This is a genomic window from Novacetimonas hansenii (genome assembly GCF_014843995.1).
GTDB classification, from domain to species: Bacteria; Pseudomonadota; Alphaproteobacteria; order Acetobacterales; family Acetobacteraceae; genus Novacetimonas; species Novacetimonas hansenii.
In genome coordinates this window covers 1,165,430-1,183,821 of record NZ_CP062147.1, presented here as the reverse complement: position 1 = coordinate 1,183,821, position 18,392 = coordinate 1,165,430, and the positions used below count along the sequence as shown (strand labels likewise).

The following is an 18,392-nucleotide window of genomic DNA, read 5'->3' as shown; positions in this document are numbered from 1 at the left end:
ACGGGTCGTTACCTTGTTCATGGAACGATCAGCTACCGCTCTGTTCCAGATCCACGTTCAGGCCCAGCGACTTCAGTTCCTTGATCAGGACGTTGAAGCTTTCGGGGATGCCGGCCTCGAAATCATCCTGCTCGCGCACGATGGCTTCATAGACCTTGGTGCGGCCCGACACGTCATCGGACTTCACCGTCAGCATTTCCTGCAGCGTGTAGGCCGCCCCATAGGCTTCGAGCGCCCAGACTTCCATTTCACCGAAACGCTGTCCACCGAACTGCGCCTTACCACCCAGCGGCTGCTGTGTGACCAGCGAATACGGACCGATCGAACGGGCATGGATCTTGTCGTCCACAAGATGATGCAGCTTCAGCATATAGATGTAGCCGACCGTGGTCTTGCGCTCAAACGGCTCACCCGTGCGACCGTCGATCAACTGCGACTGCCCCGACTTGTCGAGCCCGGCCTTCTCCAGCATCGCTTCGATGTCCGGGATCGACGCACCATCGAACACCGGCGTCGCAATGGGCACGCCCTTGCGCAGGTTATTCGACAGTTCAAGCAACTGGGCATCCGTCATATCGGCGATATTGGCTGCGAAAGCATCCTCGCCATAGACGGAACGCAGTTCGTCAAGCAGTTCCTGCCGCTTCTCACCCGTCTTGTGATAGGTATCGACAAGCTGCCCGATCCCGCGACCGATATTGGCGCAGGCCCAGCCAAGGTGGGTTTCAAGGATCTGCCCCACATTCATGCGCGACGGCACGCCAAGCGGGTTGAGCAGCAGGTCCACGGGGGTGCCGTCCTCAAGGAACGGCATGTCCTCCACCGGTACGACGCGGGAGACAACACCCTTGTTGCCATGGCGACCGGCCATCTTGTCACCCGGTTGCAGCTTGCGCTTCACCGCGACGAACACCTTGACCATCTTCATCACGCCCGGCGGCAGTTCGTCGCCACGCTGCAGCTTTTCGACCTTGTTGTCGAAACGTGCCTGAATGCGCGACACCGCCGTATCGAACTCACGACGCAGGACTTCCAGTTCGGCCATCACCGCATCGGACGTCACGGTGACATTGCGCCACGCACCACGCGGATGCTCCGACAGGACCTCGTCCGTGATCGGCGTGCCAGAACGGATACCCTTGAAGCCCGCCCCTGCCGTCTGCCCGATCAGATGTTCACGCAGACGGTTGTAGAAGGAACGCTCCTGAATGGCGCGCTCGTCATCGCGGTCCTTCGCCAGACGCTCGATCTCCGCGCGTTCGATCGCCATCGCGCGCTCATCCTTGTCCACGCCACGGCGGGAGAAGACACGCACATCAACAATCGTGCCACTGGTGCCCGGCGGCAGCTTCAGCGAGGTATCGCGGACGTCGGATGCCTTTTCACCAAAGATGGCGCGCAGCAGCTTTTCTTCCGGCGTCATCGGGCTTTCGCCCTTTGGCGTGACCTTACCAATCAGGATATCGCCCGGATTCACCTCTGCGCCGACATAGACGATGCCGGCTTCGTCAAGGTTACGCAGCGCTTCTTCGCCAACATTGGGGATGTCGCGGGTGATTTCCTCCTGGCCCAGCTTCGTATCACGGGCCATGACCTCGAATTCCTCGATATGGATCGAGGTAAAGACGTCATCACGCGCGATGCGTTCGGAAATCAGGATCGAATCTTCGAAGTTGTAGCCGTTCCACGGCATGAACGCGACCAGCACGTTCCGCCCCAGCGCCAGTTCACCAAGTTCGGTGGAAGGACCATCAGCGATGATCTCGCCCGCCGAAACCTGATCCCCCACGCGGACCAGCGGACGCTGGTTGATGCAGGTGGACTGGTTCGAACGCATATATTTGCGCAGGCGATAGATATCGACACCCTGCGTCGCACCCGCATCGTCGGTTGCACGCACCACGATACGCGCACCGTCGATCTGGTCCACGATGCCACGACGCCGGGCAACAATGGTCGCACCCGAATCATGGGCGACGGCCGCTTCCATCCCGGTGCCAACCAGCGGCGCGTCGGAACGCACCAGCGGCACCGCCTGGCGCTGCATGTTCGATCCCATCAGCGCGCGGTTTGCGTCATCGTTTTCAAGGAACGGGATCAGGGCCGCGGCAACCGACACAAGCTGCTTGGGCGACACGTCACAGGCCGTCACCTCATCGGGCAGGACCTGACGGAAATCACCGCCACGACGCACTGACACCAGCTCGTCCGTCAGCTTCCCGTGGGCATCCTGCTCTGCGTCCGCCTGCGCGACGATGAGCTTGTCTTCCTCCATCGCGGACAGGTATTTCCAGCCGCTCTGCAGGACACCGCCCTCGACCATGCGGTACGGGGTTTCGATGAATCCGTACTTGTTGACCTTGGCATAGGTCGCAAGGGAGTTGATCAGACCAATGTTCGGGCCTTCCGGCGTTTCGATCGGGCAGATGCGGCCATAATGTGTCGGGTGGACGTCACGAACCTCAAAGCCCGCGCGCTCACGCGTCAGACCACCCGGACCAAGCGCCGAAAGGCGACGCTTGTGCGTAACTTCCGACAGGGGGTTGGTCTGGTCCATGAACTGGCTGAGCTGCGAGGAGCCAAAGAATTCGCGCACGGCGGCGGCGGCAGGCTTCGCATTGATCAGGTCATGCGGCATGACCGTGTCGATATCGACGGACCCCATGCGTTCGCGAATCGCACGCTCCATACGCAGCAGGCCGACACGATACTGGTTTTCCATCAGTTCGCCGACCGAACGGACACGACGGTTGCCAAGATTGTCGATATCGTCGATCGCACCGCGACCGTCCTTCAGCTCGCACATGATCTTGACCGTGCGCAGGATGTCTTCCTTACGCAGGACACGCACGGTGTCAGGCACGTCAACCCCCAGGCGCATGTTCATCTTCACGCGGCCAACGGCGGACAGGTCATAGCGGTCAGGGTCGAAGAACAGGCCGGAGAACATGGCTTCCGCCGTTTCCGGCGTCGGCGGTTCGCCAGGACGCATGACACGATAGATATCGGTCAGCGCATCGTCACGCGATGTGTTCTTGTCAATCGCAAGCGTATTGCGGATCCACGGACCATTGGTCGCATCGATCGCAAGCGTCACCAGCTTGGTGACACCATCGGCCTCCAGCGCCTCAAGGCGGGTTTCGGTCAGTTCATCACCAGCTTCGGCAAAGATCTCGCCCGTGTCGGGGTTGACCATGTCGAACGCGATGAAACGCCCGATCAGCCCTGCGGGACCGACCAGCACGTCCTTTGTGGTTTCCGCGATCTTGCGGACCATACGCGCCGTCAGCTTGGTGTCCACCTGGGCAACGATCTCACCCGTATCGGCATCCACCAGCGGTTCCAGCAGCTTCTGGCCACGGAACGCATCGGGGTCAAAACGGCGGGCCCATCCCTTTCCGCTCTTGATGAACTCGACCTGGCCATAGAAATAGCCAAGGATTTCATCGGGGCTCATGCCCTGGATTTCCATGGAATCGACGTCGCCGCCCTCGGCCGCCTTCGCTTCGCGCGCGGCTCGCGATTCCTCGCCCTCCAGCGCGTACAGAAGCGTCGTGACCGGCAGCTTGCGCTTGCGGTCGATGCGGACGTAGATCAGGTCCTTACTGTCGAATTCGAAATCCAGCCACGACCCACGATACGGAATGACGCGTGCGGCGAACAGGAACTTGCCCGATGAATGGGTCTTGCCCTTGTCGTGGTCGAAAAACACGCCGGGGCTGCGATGCATCTGGCTGACGATGACGCGCTCGGTCCCGTTGATGATGAACGTGCCGTTGTCGGTCATGAGCGGCATGTCGCCCATATAGACCGGCTGTTCCTTGATATCGCGGATCGAACGCGATCCCGTATCCTCATCCACGTCCCACACGATCAGGCGCAGGATCACCTTCAGCGGCGCGGCAAAGGTCAGCCCGCGCTGGATGCATTCCTCAACATCGTATTTCGGCTCTTCGAGTTCATAGCTGACGAATTCGAGTCGCCCACGTCCGGCAAAATCATTGATCGGAAAGACGGAACGGAACACTTCCTGCAAACCGGTCGGCGTCCGGCTGTCGGGTGACACGTTCATCTGCAGGAATGCCTCGTAACTGGCACGCTGCACGTCGATCAGATTGGGCATCGGAGCGATTTCGGGTATACGCCCGAAGCTCTTGCGGATGCGTTTGCGTCCCGTGAACGATTTCGTAATCGCGTTCATCGCCTATCCAGCCCCCATCCACACAGACCTGCTCCCCGTCCTCCATCATGGCCTTGCGGCTCGGGACAAAGACAGATCCAGAAATTCTTTCAGGTTGCCCATCCTCATGGACCAACCCCGGACCCGTCCCTTCACATGACTTGAGGACGGCCCCTTCTACCGCCAAAGGCACCCGAGACCTTGACGGTCAGGGTGCCTGTAACGCCCAAGGGGGCGGAGGTCTGACGACCTCCACCCTCACCTGAATATCATCTCAACATCCACAACAGGGAATGCTGACAGGATACATCTTATTTGATTTCGACAGAAGCGCCGTTATCTTCAAGGGTCTTCTTGATCTTCTCGGCTTCATCCTTGCTGACGCCTTCCTTGACGGTCTTGGGCGCGCCCTCGACCAGGTCCTTGGCTTCCTTCAGGCCCAGGCCCGTGATGCCACGGATTTCCTTGATGACGTTGATCTTCTTGTCGCCAGCCTTCGCCAGCACCACGTCGAATTCGGTCTTTTCCTCAGCAGCAGCGGCCGGAGCAGCAGCAGCGGCAGCAACAGCAACCGGAGCAGCAGCGGAAACGCCCCACTTCTCTTCGAGCAGCTTCGACAGCTCAGCAGCTTCGAGAACCGTAAGAGCGGACAGTTCGTCAACAAGTTTGTTCAGATCGGCCATGATTCAGTCTTCCTAATTTATACACTGGTTGGCGTGGCACAATCCCGAAATTTCGGAAAAGTACCATTTTGTTGATATCCCGGCTTACCGGGACAGGGGTGGCTAGGCTGCCTCGCCCGTCTTGGCATAGGCACCAAAAACCCGTGCAAGCTGTCCGCCCGGCGCCTGCAGCACGCCCGCGATGCGCGTTGCCGGCGTGGAGATAAGCCCCACCAGCTGCGCCCGGAGCACGTCCAGGGAGGGCAGTTCCGCCAGCGCCTTGACACCCTCGACACTCAGTGTCTGGGAGCCAAGCGATCCGCCGAGCAGAACAAGCTTGTCATTGGTTTTGGCGAACTCGACCAGCACCTTTGCAACTGCAACAGGTTCATCCGCCCACGAAATCGCGGTCGGCCCCTTCAGCAGCGGCGCGATGCCTTCGAACTGGGTCCCTGCCAGGGCGAGATTGGCCAGCCGGTTCTTCGCGACCTTGTAAGTCGCTCCGGCCGCGCGCACACGCCGCCGAAGTTCCGTCACATCAGCCACCGTCAGCCCGTCATTACGGGTGACAACGACCATGGACGTCTCGGCGAACACGGCCGCGAGGGAGGCAACAAACTCCCGCTTCTCCGTACGGTCCAAATCCCGTCTCCATCGTCATCCACCAGAAAACCTGGTGGATTGGGTTTACCCTTGGGGCCTGCCCAACATGGGCCTGCCCCGGTTCGCCTGTCCTTTGTAAACGGAACAACCAGTGTCAGGTGACATGCACCTGCGGCCCGGCAATCCCCGTCTTCCGGCTGCAACCCCACAGGGGTAATCAAGGCACAAGGCCACATCCGGTCATGGACAGGTTCGGAAAACGGCCCGCAGGACGGGCCATTCCCTTTTATCCCACCCCATCAGGGGCGGGACAATCCTTCATCAGGATGCGGCGAGCGTCGCCACATCGAGATGCACACCCGGTCCCATCGTGGACGACAGGGACACCTTCTTGATGTAGGTGCCCTTCGCGCCCGTGGGACGGGCCTTCTGCACCGCATCGACGAATGCGCGGATGTTTTCAGCAAGCTTGGCTTCGTCGAACGAGGCCTTGCCGATACCGGCATGCACGATACCGGCCTTTTCCGCACGGTATTCGACCTGACCGGACTTCGCCGCGGTAACGGCGCCCTTCACATCCATCGTGACCGTGCCCAGCTTCGGGTTGGGCATCAGGCCACGCGGGCCAAGGATCTTGCCCAGACGGCCGACCAGCGCCATCATGTCCGGCGTCGCGATGCAGCGGTCGAACTCGATCTCGCCAGCCTGCACCTTGGCGGCCAGGTCTTCGGCACCGACAACATCGGCCCCGGCGGCAGTCGCTTCCTCGGCCTTCGGGCCACGGGCGAACACGCCAACGCGCAGGGTCTTGCCCGTACCATTCGGCAGGGACAGCAGGCCACGGACCATCTGGTCGGCATGACGCGGGTCAATGCCCAGGTTCATGGAGATTTCGACCGTCTCGTCAAACTTCGCCTTCGCACCCTGCTTCACCAGGGAGATGGCTTCGTCCAGGCCATAGGCCTTGGTCGCATCAACATTGGCGCGCGCGGCGGCCAGACGCTTGTTCTTTGCCATGGACTTTAGCCCTCCACCACGTCGAGGCCGATGGAGCGCGCTGAACCGGTCAGCATGCGCACGGCGCCGTCGATGTCATTGGCGTTCATGTCTTTCATCTTCACCTCGGCGATCTCGCGCAGCTGCGCAATCGTCACCTTGCCAACCGTCGCGGACTTGCCAACGGTGGAACTTCCCTTGTTGACCTTGGCGGCCTTCATCAGGAAATAGGTGTTCGGCGGGGTCTTCGTGATGAAGCTGAAGGTGCGGTCAGCATAGGCGGTGATGACCACGGGAATGGGCATCCCCGGTTCCATACCCTGCGTCTTCGCGTTGAACTCCTTGCAGAACTGCATGATGTTCAGGCCGCGCTGACCAAGGGCCGGACCAACCGGCGGGGAGGGATTCGCCTTGCCGGCGGGGATCTGCAGCTTGATGTAGCCAACGATTTTTTTGGCCATATCCGGGGCTCCTGACTGTTTCACCCGGACCGCGGTTCTGGCGGTCACCCCTGCCATGATGTGACAAGGGCAATGGACCTCCCGCGTTCCGATAAGAGGCGGGCACCTACCGCTGATTCGGGGGTGCTGTCAACCCCTGCGCGGGCAGGGCAGGCATTTCGAGGTCCTTCGACTCCGCGCCATTATCGACATTTACGCCACCTGCGGCCTTGGGAATCCGCAGGTGGGAATATTGCAGCGGGCCAAACGGACGGATCTGCCGGTGGTTCGGCAACTGGCTGCTGTCCCATCCCCCGCCAAGCGCGCGGATCAGTTCGACCTGCGCCTGCATGTAGCGGGTCTCCACCTGCACCTGGGCGATGCGTGCAGTCAGCGCCGCCACCTGTGCCACCACCACGTCAAGGTAGTTGGTCAGGCCGCCGGTATAAAGCTGCATCGTCATGTTCTGTGTGCGCAGCGACGCCTTGACGGCCTCGCCTTCCTGCCCCGCCTCGACATCAAGGTCATGGGTCAGGCTCAACCCGTCCTCCACATCCTTGAACGCGGCAAGCACCGTGGCGCGATACCGGTCTTCCGCCTGACGGTATTGCGACCAGCTACGTTGCAGTTCGGCGCGCCGCATCCCCCCCTGGAACAGGGGCAGCACAGCCTGCGCGGCATAATTGTACATGCCGTTCGCGACCTTATCGAGGGTAAAGCCATTATCCATGAACCCCGCCATCGCGCTGAAGGTTACATGTGGATAAAATGCCGCGCGCGACACGCCAATCGCCCGGTTTGCCTGCGCCATGTTGCGTTCGGCACTGGCGACATCGGGACGGCGTTCCAGCAGGGTGGAAGGCAGCCCCACCGCGATCTTCACCTTCGGGAAGCGGATTTCGGTAATCGGCGTGATATGAAAGGCGGATGGCGAGGTGTTCACCAGCACCGCAATCGCATGTTCCATCACCGCGCGGCGGGCCTGCAGGTCGGTGTCGGACGCCTGCGTGGCCGAAAGCTGTGTCTGCGCGCGCGATACGTCAATACCTGCCGCGATCGCCCCGGCCTGACGCATCTGGGTGATCTGCACCGCCGTCTGGTAATATCTGATCGAGTCCTGATACACCGCATGCTGCGCGTCCATGCCACGCAACTGCATATAATCATTAGCCAGTTCGGACTGGATACTCAGCCGCGCCACGGCGAAATCGGCGGCGGCGGCCTGTGCCTGCTGCTGGCGCATACGTTTGCGGTTGCGGATTTCAGACCAGAAATCAGGCTCCCACCGGACGCTGGCCCCCCACTGCTGCGATGACATATAGGTGGGGCCCTGGGCACCCGCCCCACGCCATAGCCGGTGCTGCGACGACTGGTTATTGGATGCCCCTGCATTGCCACCGATCTGCGGATACAGCGCCGACGCCGCCTCCGCCGACAGGTCGCGTGCCTGCGTAAAGGTTTCAGCCGCGGCCTGCAGATCAGGGTTCAGGCGGCCCGCCCTCTCCTCCAGCTTGTTGAGGAGCGGGTCGTTAAAGACCACCCACCAGTCGCCACGCGGCGCACCATCGGCGGGGGCACCATAATGCATGATGCCCTCCCCCTGCCAGTTATCGGGATAGAGGTAGTGCGCGTGCCTGTATTTCGGCGCAAGGTCCACACACCCGCCAAGGCCCGCAGCCATCATCGCGCATCCGGCAAGGCAGGCCGCGCGCATCGACTGGCGGCGTGCCCGCCCCCACATGAGGCCGCCCCTCATCGGCGCGCCCCGGCGTCCGTCGCCCCCTGATCCGCGGGCATGGCCCGGACATCGTCGTCCTTCGTGCTTTCACGCGCCGGGGTCTTCGCCATCGCGGACGCACCGACATCGTTATATCCGGGGGTGGAGCCGACAAGATACACTTCCTGTCCCTCCAGCAGGCCGGAAGACGGGTTGTTGACCACACGGTCATGCAGCCCCACGCCCGCGAGTATCTGCACCTTGGTGCCAAGGTTCGTACCCACGGTGACATTACGCAGCCTGATGCGGTTATGGTCATCGACCACCGCCACCTGCATGCCCTGCGCACGGAACAGCAGCGCACCTTCGGGCAGGATCAGGATATCAGGGTCCCCCGGCGCGGTGAAATGCACGGTGGCATAGGAATCGGGCCACAGTTCACGTTTGTCATTATCAACCACCAGTTCGGTCGTCACCGTGCGGGTGGAGGCATTGAACGCCTTGGCCGTGGCAAGGAACTTCGCCTTGAAGACCCGTCCCGGATATTGCGGCACGGTGATGTCGCCCGTCAGCTTGGGCCCGATGATGTCGGCATAATCCTGTGGCACGGACACAAAGATACGCATGCGATGCACGTCCGCCACACTGAACAGCTCACTTGCCGTCCCGTGGGAGGAGACATCCCCACCGCCCGCATTCACATAATCACCCACGTCAGCCAGACGTGATGTCACCACACCATCAAACGGGGCGACGATCTGCTTGAACCCGATCAGCGCGGCATAACGCGACACCTCATGTCGGGCGGCCTCGACCTCGGCGGCCTGCGCCTCGGCATTGGCGGCCTGCACATCGACCTCCTGCTGAGAGACAGCCTGCGTGCCCTGCAACGCCTTCCAGCGTTTCGCCGTGATCTGCGCCAGCTTGTAACGGGCCATTGCAACGTCGAAATTGGCCTTGGACGCGGCATACTGCGCATCAAGGCCCGGCGTGTCGATCGTGGCCAGGATTTCGCCTGCCTTCACATTCGCACCGATATCCTTGTACCACATCTGCACATAGCCCGAGACCTGCGCATAGATCGGGGCCTGGTACCATGCGGAGATATTGCCCGGCAGGTCCAGCGTGCGTGTCTTTGGCCCGTGTTCCGGCTCGATCACCTGCACGCGCGGGATGGCGGCATCGGCTGTCTGGCGGCTCAGGCTTTCGACATGCATGCGGCGTTCGACAATCCCGCCGACAACGATGACGGCCACCACGACCACCCCCAGCCAGACCCAGATCCTGCCGCCGCGCCCGCGCTGGCCCTTGATATCATCGGCGCCCGTCATGCGCGTTCTCCCTCGGCAGTCGTGGTCTTGGATTTTCGTGAATGAATAAGCGCGAACACGCATGGCACGAACAGGAGCGTGGCGCACGTGGCCACCATCAGTCCGCCCATCACCGCGCGGCCCAGCGGCGCGTTCTGCGAATTGCTCAGCGACATGGGCAGCATGCCGATAATCATGGCCGATGCGGTCATCAGCACGGGACGGATACGTTCATATCCCGCCTCGATCGCGGCCTTGACCGCATCACCGTGCAGGTCCATCCGCTCACGCGCGAAGGACACCACCAGGATTGAGTTCGCCGTCGCGGTGCCCATGCACATGATCGCCCCCGTCAGCGCCGGCACCGACAGCGCGGTATGCGTCAGGAACAGGCTCCACGCGATACCGGCCAGCGCGCCGGGCAACGCGGTGATGATGATGAAGGGGTCAAGCCACGACTGAAAATTGACGACAATGATCAGGTAGACCAGCAGGATCGACATCGCGAGACCGGAAATGAGCTGCACATACGCGCCGTTCATGGTCGTCGCCTGCCCACGGACATACAGGCTTGACCCATGGGGCAGCGACTTGCGCTCCTCCTCCACCACACGCGTCACCTCGCGTGAGACGGTGCCAAGGTCCAGCCCCTCGTTCGTGGCATAGATGTTGAAGACCGGCATGATGTTGTAATGCGCGACCTCCCCCGGCGTGCCGGTCTGCACGATCTGGCTGAGACCGCCAAGGATCTGCGGCGGCAGGTTCCGCGGGTTACCGTCCCCCCGGTCGATGGGGATCGTCTCCAGGTCGTTCATCGTCTGCAGGAACTGCAACGGTGTCTGGATATCCACCAGATGCGACACCCCGGTCTTGGGGTCCAGCCAATAGGTGGGCGCGACCTGGCCGCTGCCCGACAGCACGGCAAGCGCATTGTTCGCCACGTCCGCTTCCGTCAGGCCGGTCCCCAGCGCATAGGTCCGGCGCGCATTGACGCGCAAGGTGGGGGTATTCATCGGTTCCTGCACCGCAACGTCGGTCACGCCGGTAATCTTGCGCAGGCGCGCTGCAAGGTGCTGCGCGAAATCGAAATTACCATACAGGTTACGGCCCGATACCTGCACGTCGATTGGCGCGGGCAGGCCGAAATTCAGGATCTTGGCCGTCAGGTCGGCAGGCATGAAGGTGATTTCGGTGCCGGGGAATTTCTCCGCCAGTCCCTTGCGCAGGACGGCACGGTATTTCGCAACCGGCGCTTCCTCATCCTTCAGCGTCACCGTCAGGTCGCAGTCCTGCGTGCCGACGGTGGGCGTGGGAATGAAGGCCTGGTTCAGCGGACTGAATGGCAGGCCACAATTATTGACGATGCCCTCGACCTCCCCGGGCAGCAGGCGGTCGATCTCGTCATTCACCAGCATGGAAATCTTGCCTGCCTCGGCGATCTTGGTGCCAAGCGGCGCGCGCATATGGATCGACAGCGCGTTCGAATTGATTTCGGGGAAGAAATCCTGCCCCGCAAAGAACAGCAGCCCGAGCGAACAGAACGCCAGTATCGAAAACAGCGGCACGAAGCGCCTGCGCGTCGCCAGCAGGCGGATCAGGATCTCGCGGTAGCGATTGCGGAAAAGGACGAAATACGCCTCGAACCCGCGCTGGAACCGCGCAAAGATGCTCTGCGACGGGGCCGCCTGCCCCGTCGCCAGCGCATGGTGGGCGGCCACCTGGGCCGCAAGCATGTATTTCGCCATCGTCGGCACCAGCGTGCGCGACAGGATGAACGATGCGATCATGGCAAAGATGATGGCTTCGGCCATCGGCATGAACAGCCACCCCGCCACCCCCGTCAACTGGAACAGCGGCATCCACACGATACAGATACACAAGGTGGAGACGAAGGTGGGGATGACGATCTGGTTCGCCGCGTCGATGATCGCGGTTTCCAGATCCTTGTCCATTTCCAGATGGGCGTCGATATTCTCGATCATGACGGTGGCGTCATCGACAAGGATACCAACCGCCAGCGCAAGCCCGCCAAGCGTCATGACGTTGATCGTCTGCCCCGCCATCCCCAGCCCGATGACCGAACACAGCATCGCCAGCGGGATGGAGGTTGCGATGATGACCGTAGATCGCCATGACCCGAGGAACAGCAGCACGACCAGACTGGTCAGCAGCGCCGCGGTGCCCATTTCCTGCACCACGTCGCGCACAGCCTCCTTCACAAAGGTGGAGGCATCGCCCAGCACGGTGATGTTCACCCCGGCCGGCAGCGTCTTTATGATACCCGGCAGCAGCGCCTTGACCCCGCTGACGACCGCAAGTGTGGAGGCGTCACCACTTTTCATGATGACAATCAGGACCGCCTGGTGCCCCTTGACCAGCACCATATTGGTCTGCGGCGGGCCGCCGGCATGCACCCATGCCACATCACGCAGGTAGACGACGGAATTACCTTCCTGCTTGATCGGCATGTTGTTGAAGGTGTCGATCACCTCTGGCGAGGCATTGGTCTGCACCATGTAATCGAAGGCGCCAATCTGCTGGTCACCGGCAGGCAGCACGATGTTCTGCTTGCCCAGTGCATTGCCGATATCGGTTGCCGACAGGCCATGCGCCAGCAGCTTCGTCTGGTCCAGGTCAACCATGATGTTGCCCGGCTGTCCGCCATAGGGGTTCGGAATGGCGGCGCCCGCGACCGACACCAGCGCGGGGCGGATCAGGTTGGACGACATGTCATAGATCTGCGAGGCGGTCATCGAATCAGACGACACCTGCAACGTCAGCACCGGGACAGAGGACGCGTTATAGGTCAGCACCAGCGGCGGGGTCATGCCCGCGGGCATCTGTTTGATGACCGTCTGTGATACCGATGTGATCTGCGTCTGGGCCACGGCGGTATCCGTGCCGGGCTGGAAGAAGACCTTGACGATGCCACGCCCGTAATAGGACTGGCTTTCGATATGTTCGATATTGTTGACCGTCGCGGTCAGCGCACGTTCATAATAATAGACGACACGTCCTGACATGTCCTCCGGCATCAGGCCGGTATAGGTCCAGCAGATCGCGACGACGGGGATATTGATGCTGGGGAAAACGTCGGTGGGCGTACGCAGCAGGCCACGCACGCCGAAAACAACAATCAGGATGGACAGGACGACGAATGTGTAAGGCCGCTTGAGCGCGGTAACAACGATACCATTCATGCGCGGGTTATTTCCTCCGGCGCTGGAGTGCGGCCATCGGCCGCGTTTTCCGTTGCGGGCAGGGACAGGATGTTCCCATCGCGTGCGCCCGGCAAGGCTTGCTCATGCATCGTCATAATCTCTCCATCCCTCATCTGGTGTTAAAATGAGGAACGCTCCAGACAAATGAAAATTCTGTTTAATGTCCTTCACGCCGCCTCCTCGCCGGGAATGAGCGTGTGCGAAAGGGGGGCGAAACAGATCGTGAAAACCGCACCCGGCAGGGCAGTGTCGCACCGCGCCGCACCAATACGCAGGCTGGCGTTATGAAGTTGCACGATCGCCCATACAAGGCTCAGCCCCAGCCCGCTTCCGGGGACATGCCTGCTTTTGTCGGACCGATAGAAACGCCCCGTCACCGCCCTTCGTTCCTCGGGCGGGATGCCGATTCCCGTATCTTCGACCTGTAACACCACACCCTGCGCGTCCTCGGACGTGCGGATCGTGACATGGCCGCCTTCGGGGGTGAACTTCATGGCGTTATCCACCAGGTTGGCCAGCACCTCGATCAACAGGTCGCGGTCGCCAAACACCTCTCCCACCCGTTGTCCGCGCACATGCGCAAGCGTAATGCCCTTGCTTTCGGCAATCGGTTCATAAAGGTCGATAATGTCATCGGCCAGGCTGTCGAGGTCCACCCTCGCGAACCCCACCCGACGGCGGCCGTTCTCGATCTCACCAATACGCAGCAGCGCGGTAATGACGGCAAAGGACTGGTCAAGGTCGTCAATGGCGCGCGCGATGACATTGCGCAGCGCCTCTGCCGAATGTCCTGCCGCGCGCGCCCGGTCAAGACGCGCGCGCACCCGTGTCAGCGGCGTGCGCAGATCATGGGCGATATCGTTGCCAACGTCACGTATCTCGTCCATCAGGCGTTCAAGGCGATCGAGCATCCTGTTGACGCTTCCCGCAAGGCGCTGGAGGTCGTCACGCTGTCGGCCGGCGGGCAGGCGTTCGTGCAGGTCGCCTTCCATGATGCGGTCGATGGCCTCGTGCATGTCCTTGACGCGGGCAAGCGCACGGTGGCTGAGCACGATGCCGGTCATCAGCGCGAACAGCACCGTGGGCACGATCGACACCAGCAGCGAATGGCGCATCATCAGGCGCAGTTCACTGCGCATATGCCAGCTTCGCCCCAGCACAAGGACACGCCCGCCGCGCACCCCGACCGCAAGCATGCGCAGGACACCCGGGGAATGATCGGTCGGCGTGGCCCTGACGGGGGGCTTGATGTTGATTTCATGGACATGGCCGTCCGCCACCAGCCCGGCGGGCCAGTTATGCAGGTCGCCCACGATATACTGATGGTCCTGACTGAACAGCGTCGTGACATTCATGATGACGCGCAGGTCATCGGTCGCGCGGTCACGGACCTTGCGTTCCAGATCCTCGGCGCTTTCGGTCTGCAGCAGGGCGGCTTCGCGATACAGCAATGTGTCCGAACGCCGCGCCTCGAACACGGTGGCCTGGCTGTAGCCCAGGAAGAACTGGAACGCGGCGGACCCGATCATGGCCGCGACAACCGCCAGTGTCAGGCGGAATGTCGCGGTGCGGAACAGTTCATTTTGAAACACGAAGCATGAACCCGGCACCGCGTATGCTCTGGATCAGCGAGGGCGCACCGGGTTCATCCACCTTGCGCCGCAGCTTGCCGATATGCACGTCAACAAGGTTGGTCTGCGGGATGAAGCGGTAATTCCACACATCCTCCAGCAGCATGTTGCGCGTCAGCACCTGGTCGGGCCTGCGCATCAGGTATTCCAGCAGCCGGAATTCGCGCGGCAGCAGCTCGATCAGTTCCCCATTGCGGGTCACGGTGCGTTCGATCAGGTCCATCGCCAGCGGGCCGGCATGCAACATCGTCTCGCGCGAGTTATTGGGACGGCGCAGCAGCGCCTCCAGCCGCGCGGCCAGTTCCTCCATCGCAAAGGGCTTGGTCAGGTAATCGTCGCCGCCAGCCTTCAGGCCGCTGACACGGTCATCGACCGCCGACAATGCGGAAAGCACCAGCACGGGCGCACGCACCCGGCGTTCGCGCAACGTTTCAATCAGGCTGAGGCCATCCAGTTCGGGCAGCATGCGATCGACGATCATCACGTCGAAATCATGGGCAAGCCCGACCTCCAGCCCCAGGGAGCCGGACACCTCATGACGGACCCGGAAACGGCGACTTTCGAGTTCCTCCACCACTTCCTGCGCAATCTTGACGTCATCTTCAACCAACAGCACGCTTGGCCCGGTGGACGTGGCCGGGGGGGGCATGGTGTCAACGCGATCAGGGGGTGTGGGACCTATCATTGCATCTCCGAATATGCGCGAGGGAGGCGGCGTGCGCCTATTAAAATCCCTTTCACTCGAACGGCGCGGCGACAGGCGGGGTTGCCTCGCACAGGGGATCTTCCGTCATGTCCCCAACGAACGAAGCGGTGTCAAGGTCGCGTAACTGTCGCGTCACGATACCGGTACGGCGCCGCGCCTCGTCGATCGAATTCGTCATGGCGGATGCATTGCGCGCCAGTTTTTCAAGCACGTCATCCATCCGCAGCATTTCCTGCCGCGTGGCCCCCAGCAGGCGGGCGATATCGTCCGTACGCTTTTCCAGCGCCAGCGTGACATAGCCAAGGTGAATCGTACGCAGCATCGCAGGCATCAGGCCCGGCCCCATGATGATGACACGGCTGGTGCGGCCGATTTCGTCAATCAGGCCGGGAATGCGCGCGACCTCCGCATACAGCCCGTCGGTCGGCAGGTAGAGGACGGCGAATTCCACGGTCACGGGGGGCTGGATATATTTGGCCGCGATCTTGCGCGCCTCGATGCGCAACGTCGTCTCCAGCGCGCGGCGGGCCGCGCGTTCGGCGTCGGGATTGACGTCCTCGACCGCCTGCAACAGCCGTTCATACGCCTCGGTCGGGAACTTGGAATCAATCGCCAGCAATGGGGGCACGGATGCCTTGACGGGCATACGCACGGCGAATTCCACCACATCGCGGCTCTTGTCGCTCAGGCGGCAGTTCATTTCGTATGCCCCTTCGGGCAGCACATCATCAAGGATGGCCCGCAACTGTGCCTCCCCCCACCCGCCGCGCGTCTTGACGTTGGAAAACAGCCGCTTGAGATCGCCCACCTGCGCGGTCATGGCCGAGACTTCGCCCATCGCCTTCTGCATGGCGGCAAGCTGTTCCAGTACACGCTGGAACGAAGTCTGCATCTGACGCTCGACCGCTTCGTGCAGGCGCTCATTGACTGCACTGCGGATGGCCTCAAGCTGGCTGGCGCTCTCGGCGGCCATCATGCGCAGGGCCTCGGACTGGCTGAGGCGCATTTCCCCCATCTCGCGGCTGACGATACTGGCGATGCGTCCCAGGCCCTGGGATGTGTCCTGATGGCGCTGCTCGATCCGGCTGGTCAGGACGCGTTCGACCTCTGCAAGGTGCCCGCGCTGGTTCTGCGCATCGGCCATGCGGGCGGTGCCTTCACGCTCCATCATGACATACAGCCGCGCCAGCAGGTCTTCTTCGCCGCGCCCGTCCCCACGCTGGCGCAGCAGCACCAGCAGCAGCAGGCACGCAAGCCCCGCCCCCAGCGCGGATGCCCAGATCGCGATCGTGCTCAGCGTATCGAACAAGGTTGATATCCCCCCAAAGCCATTGATTCCCATTCAAAAGAACAAACCATGTCCACAGCCTGTAATGCAGATATAACAGGCCGACCATACATTTTTGGAATATCTGCCCTTCATGCTATGTCGGCTGTGGCCTTTACCTCCGGGCAGGTCACCAGTTTTTCAATCCCCGATATGCCAGGGGCGCGATAGGCTGCATCCCCTTCCGCGTTTTCCCGGCACATCCGGACCTGATTTCCTGACCAAGGCGCCAACCATGATCGACGTGTCCCCGCCAACCGCGCCAAAGCGGCGTTCCCTGTTTCGGAGCCTGTATTTCCAGGTCATCGTTGCGGTTGTCGCAGGCATTGCGGTCGGCCATTTCTGGCCCCATGCGGGAACCGCGCTGCGTCCGCTGGGCGATGGATTCATCCGGCTGGTCAAGATGATCATCCCGCCGGTCATTTTCCTGACGGTCGTCACCGGTGTCGCGGGCCTGTCGGACCTTGGCAAGGCCGGGCGCCTTGCGGGGAAGGCGATGGTCTATTTCCTGACATTTTCCACCCTTGCACTGGTGGTGGGGATGCTGGTGGCCAATATCGTGCGGCCCGGCGCAGGTGTGCATGCAGACCTGTCGACACTGGATACCCAGTCCGTTGCCGCGTTCGTGGCGCGCGCACAGGCCCATTCCTTCAGCGGGTTCATGCTGAACATCATCCCCGACACCGTACTCAGCGCCTTTGTTTCGGGTGATATCCTGCAAGTGCTGCTGATTGCGATCCTGTTCAGCATCAGCCTGTCGCATATGGGCGCGCGCGGACATGCGGTCCTGTCGCTGTTCAAGCAGTTGACCGAACTTGTCTTTGGGGTCGTACGGCTCGTGATGCTGGCCGCACCGGTCGGGGCGTTCGGGGCGATGGCGTTCACCATCGGGCGTTTTGGCATCGGTTCCGTGCTGGACCTTGCGTTCCTTGTCGCCACTTTCTACGCCACGTCGGCGCTGTTCATCATTGTCGTGCTGGGACTGGTCGCGCGGTATAACGGGTTTCGCATCCTGCCGCTGCTGGCCTACCTGCGCGAAGAGCTGCTGATCGTTCTGGGCACGAGTTCATCGGAATCCGCGCTGCCCACACTGATGACCAAGATGGAGAACGCAGGCTGTGCGCCGTCTGTTGTCGGGCTGGTGGTGCCCATGGGATATTCCTTCAACCTGGATGGCACCAATATCTACATGTCGCTGTCCGCCCTGTTCATTGCACAGGCGACCGGGGTGCATCTGGACCTGGGGCAGCAGGTCTCACTCCTGCTTGTCGCGATGATCAGTTCCAAAGGGGCGGCAGGCGTGACGGGTGCGGGATTCGTCACACTGGCGGCCACACTTGCGGTGGTACCCGATGTCCCCGTCAGCGGCATGGCCCTGATTTTGGGGATCGACCGTTTCATGTCGGAATGCCGGTCGCTGACGAACATCATCGGCAATGCGGTTGCCACCCTTGTACTGGCGCGATGGGAAAATGAACTGGACACAAAACGCCTGCATGCCGCGTTGAGCGGGACCATCCCCGAAGATGAGGCCGATCGCCCGGTCCTGAACGCCGGGCCTTACAACGCCTGACGCAACACAATACTTGACGTAATGCC

12 protein-coding genes are annotated in these 18,392 nt (G+C 61.7%); 1 reads left to right on the top strand and 11 read right to left on the bottom strand.

Annotation, left to right across the window (positions count from 1 at the left end):
• Nucleotides 1-28: 28 nt before the first annotated feature.
• The 11 genes from rpoB to IFJ82_RS05025 all read right to left on the bottom strand — a co-directional run bounded on the left by rpoB (nucleotide 29) and on the right by IFJ82_RS05025 (nucleotide 16,775).
• Complete coding sequence (rpoB, locus tag IFJ82_RS05075) at nucleotides 29-4,201, bottom strand: DNA-directed RNA polymerase subunit beta (protein ID WP_048858892.1); 4,173 nt, start codon at nucleotides 4,199-4,201, stop codon at nucleotides 29-31.
• Between the two features lie 290 nt (nucleotides 4,202-4,491).
• Nucleotides 4,492-4,863 carry a 50S ribosomal protein L7/L12 gene (gene rplL / locus IFJ82_RS05070; RefSeq protein ID WP_003621128.1) on the bottom strand — a complete coding sequence of 124 codons (372 nt, stop codon included), beginning with the start codon at nucleotides 4,861-4,863 and terminating at the stop codon, nucleotides 4,492-4,494.
• A 102-nt stretch (nucleotides 4,864-4,965) separates the two neighbouring features.
• The gene (gene rplJ, locus IFJ82_RS05065; RefSeq protein WP_003621130.1) at nucleotides 4,966-5,484 is read right to left on the bottom strand and encodes a 50S ribosomal protein L10; all 519 of its coding nucleotides are present in this window, start codon (nucleotides 5,482-5,484) and stop codon (nucleotides 4,966-4,968) included.
• Nucleotides 5,485-5,766: 282 nt separating this feature from the next.
• Nucleotides 5,767-6,462: a 50S ribosomal protein L1 gene (rplA, locus tag IFJ82_RS05060; protein WP_003621131.1), complete on the bottom strand. Its 696-nt coding sequence runs from the start codon at nucleotides 6,460-6,462 to the stop codon at nucleotides 5,767-5,769.
• 5 nt (nucleotides 6,463-6,467) lie between these two features.
• Complete coding sequence (rplK, locus tag IFJ82_RS05055; RefSeq protein WP_003621133.1) at nucleotides 6,468-6,902, bottom strand: 50S ribosomal protein L11; 435 nt, start codon at nucleotides 6,900-6,902, stop codon at nucleotides 6,468-6,470.
• A 106-nt stretch (nucleotides 6,903-7,008) separates the two neighbouring features.
• Nucleotides 7,009-8,622: an efflux transporter outer membrane subunit gene (locus tag IFJ82_RS05050; RefSeq protein ID WP_192266344.1), complete on the bottom strand. Its 1,614-nt coding sequence runs from the start codon at nucleotides 8,620-8,622 to the stop codon at nucleotides 7,009-7,011.
• A gap of 11 nt (nucleotides 8,623-8,633) precedes the next feature.
• A complete protein-coding gene (locus IFJ82_RS05045) occupies nucleotides 8,634-9,929 on the bottom strand; it encodes an efflux RND transporter periplasmic adaptor subunit (protein ID WP_003621137.1) in 1,296 nt (431 codons plus the stop codon).
• The gene (locus tag IFJ82_RS05040; RefSeq protein WP_062809152.1) at nucleotides 9,926-13,108 is read right to left on the bottom strand and encodes an efflux RND transporter permease subunit; all 3,183 of its coding nucleotides are present in this window, start codon (nucleotides 13,106-13,108) and stop codon (nucleotides 9,926-9,928) included. Before IFJ82_RS05040 ends, IFJ82_RS05045 begins: the two co-directional genes overlap by 4 nt.
• Before the next feature lie 188 nt (nucleotides 13,109-13,296).
• A complete protein-coding gene (locus IFJ82_RS05035) occupies nucleotides 13,297-14,721 on the bottom strand; it encodes a sensor histidine kinase (RefSeq protein ID WP_003621146.1) in 1,425 nt (474 codons plus the stop codon).
• Nucleotides 14,708-15,445 carry a response regulator transcription factor gene (locus tag IFJ82_RS05030; RefSeq protein WP_040510971.1) on the bottom strand — a complete coding sequence of 246 codons (738 nt, stop codon included), beginning with the start codon at nucleotides 15,443-15,445 and terminating at the stop codon, nucleotides 14,708-14,710. The genes IFJ82_RS05035 and IFJ82_RS05030 overlap by 14 nt, the downstream gene beginning before the upstream one ends.
• Nucleotides 15,446-15,497: 52 nt before the next feature.
• Nucleotides 15,498-16,775 (bottom strand): DNA recombination protein RmuC, encoded by a 1,278-nt coding sequence (locus IFJ82_RS05025; protein ID WP_062809932.1) that lies wholly within the window; start codon nucleotides 16,773-16,775, stop codon nucleotides 15,498-15,500.
• 253 nt (nucleotides 16,776-17,028) lie between these two features.
• Between IFJ82_RS05025 and IFJ82_RS05020 the strand changes: the two genes are divergently transcribed.
• Entirely contained in the window at nucleotides 17,029-18,366 is a 1,338-nt protein-coding gene (locus tag IFJ82_RS05020) for a dicarboxylate/amino acid:cation symporter (protein WP_075596046.1), read from the top strand.
• Nucleotides 18,367-18,392: the final 26 nt, after the last annotated feature.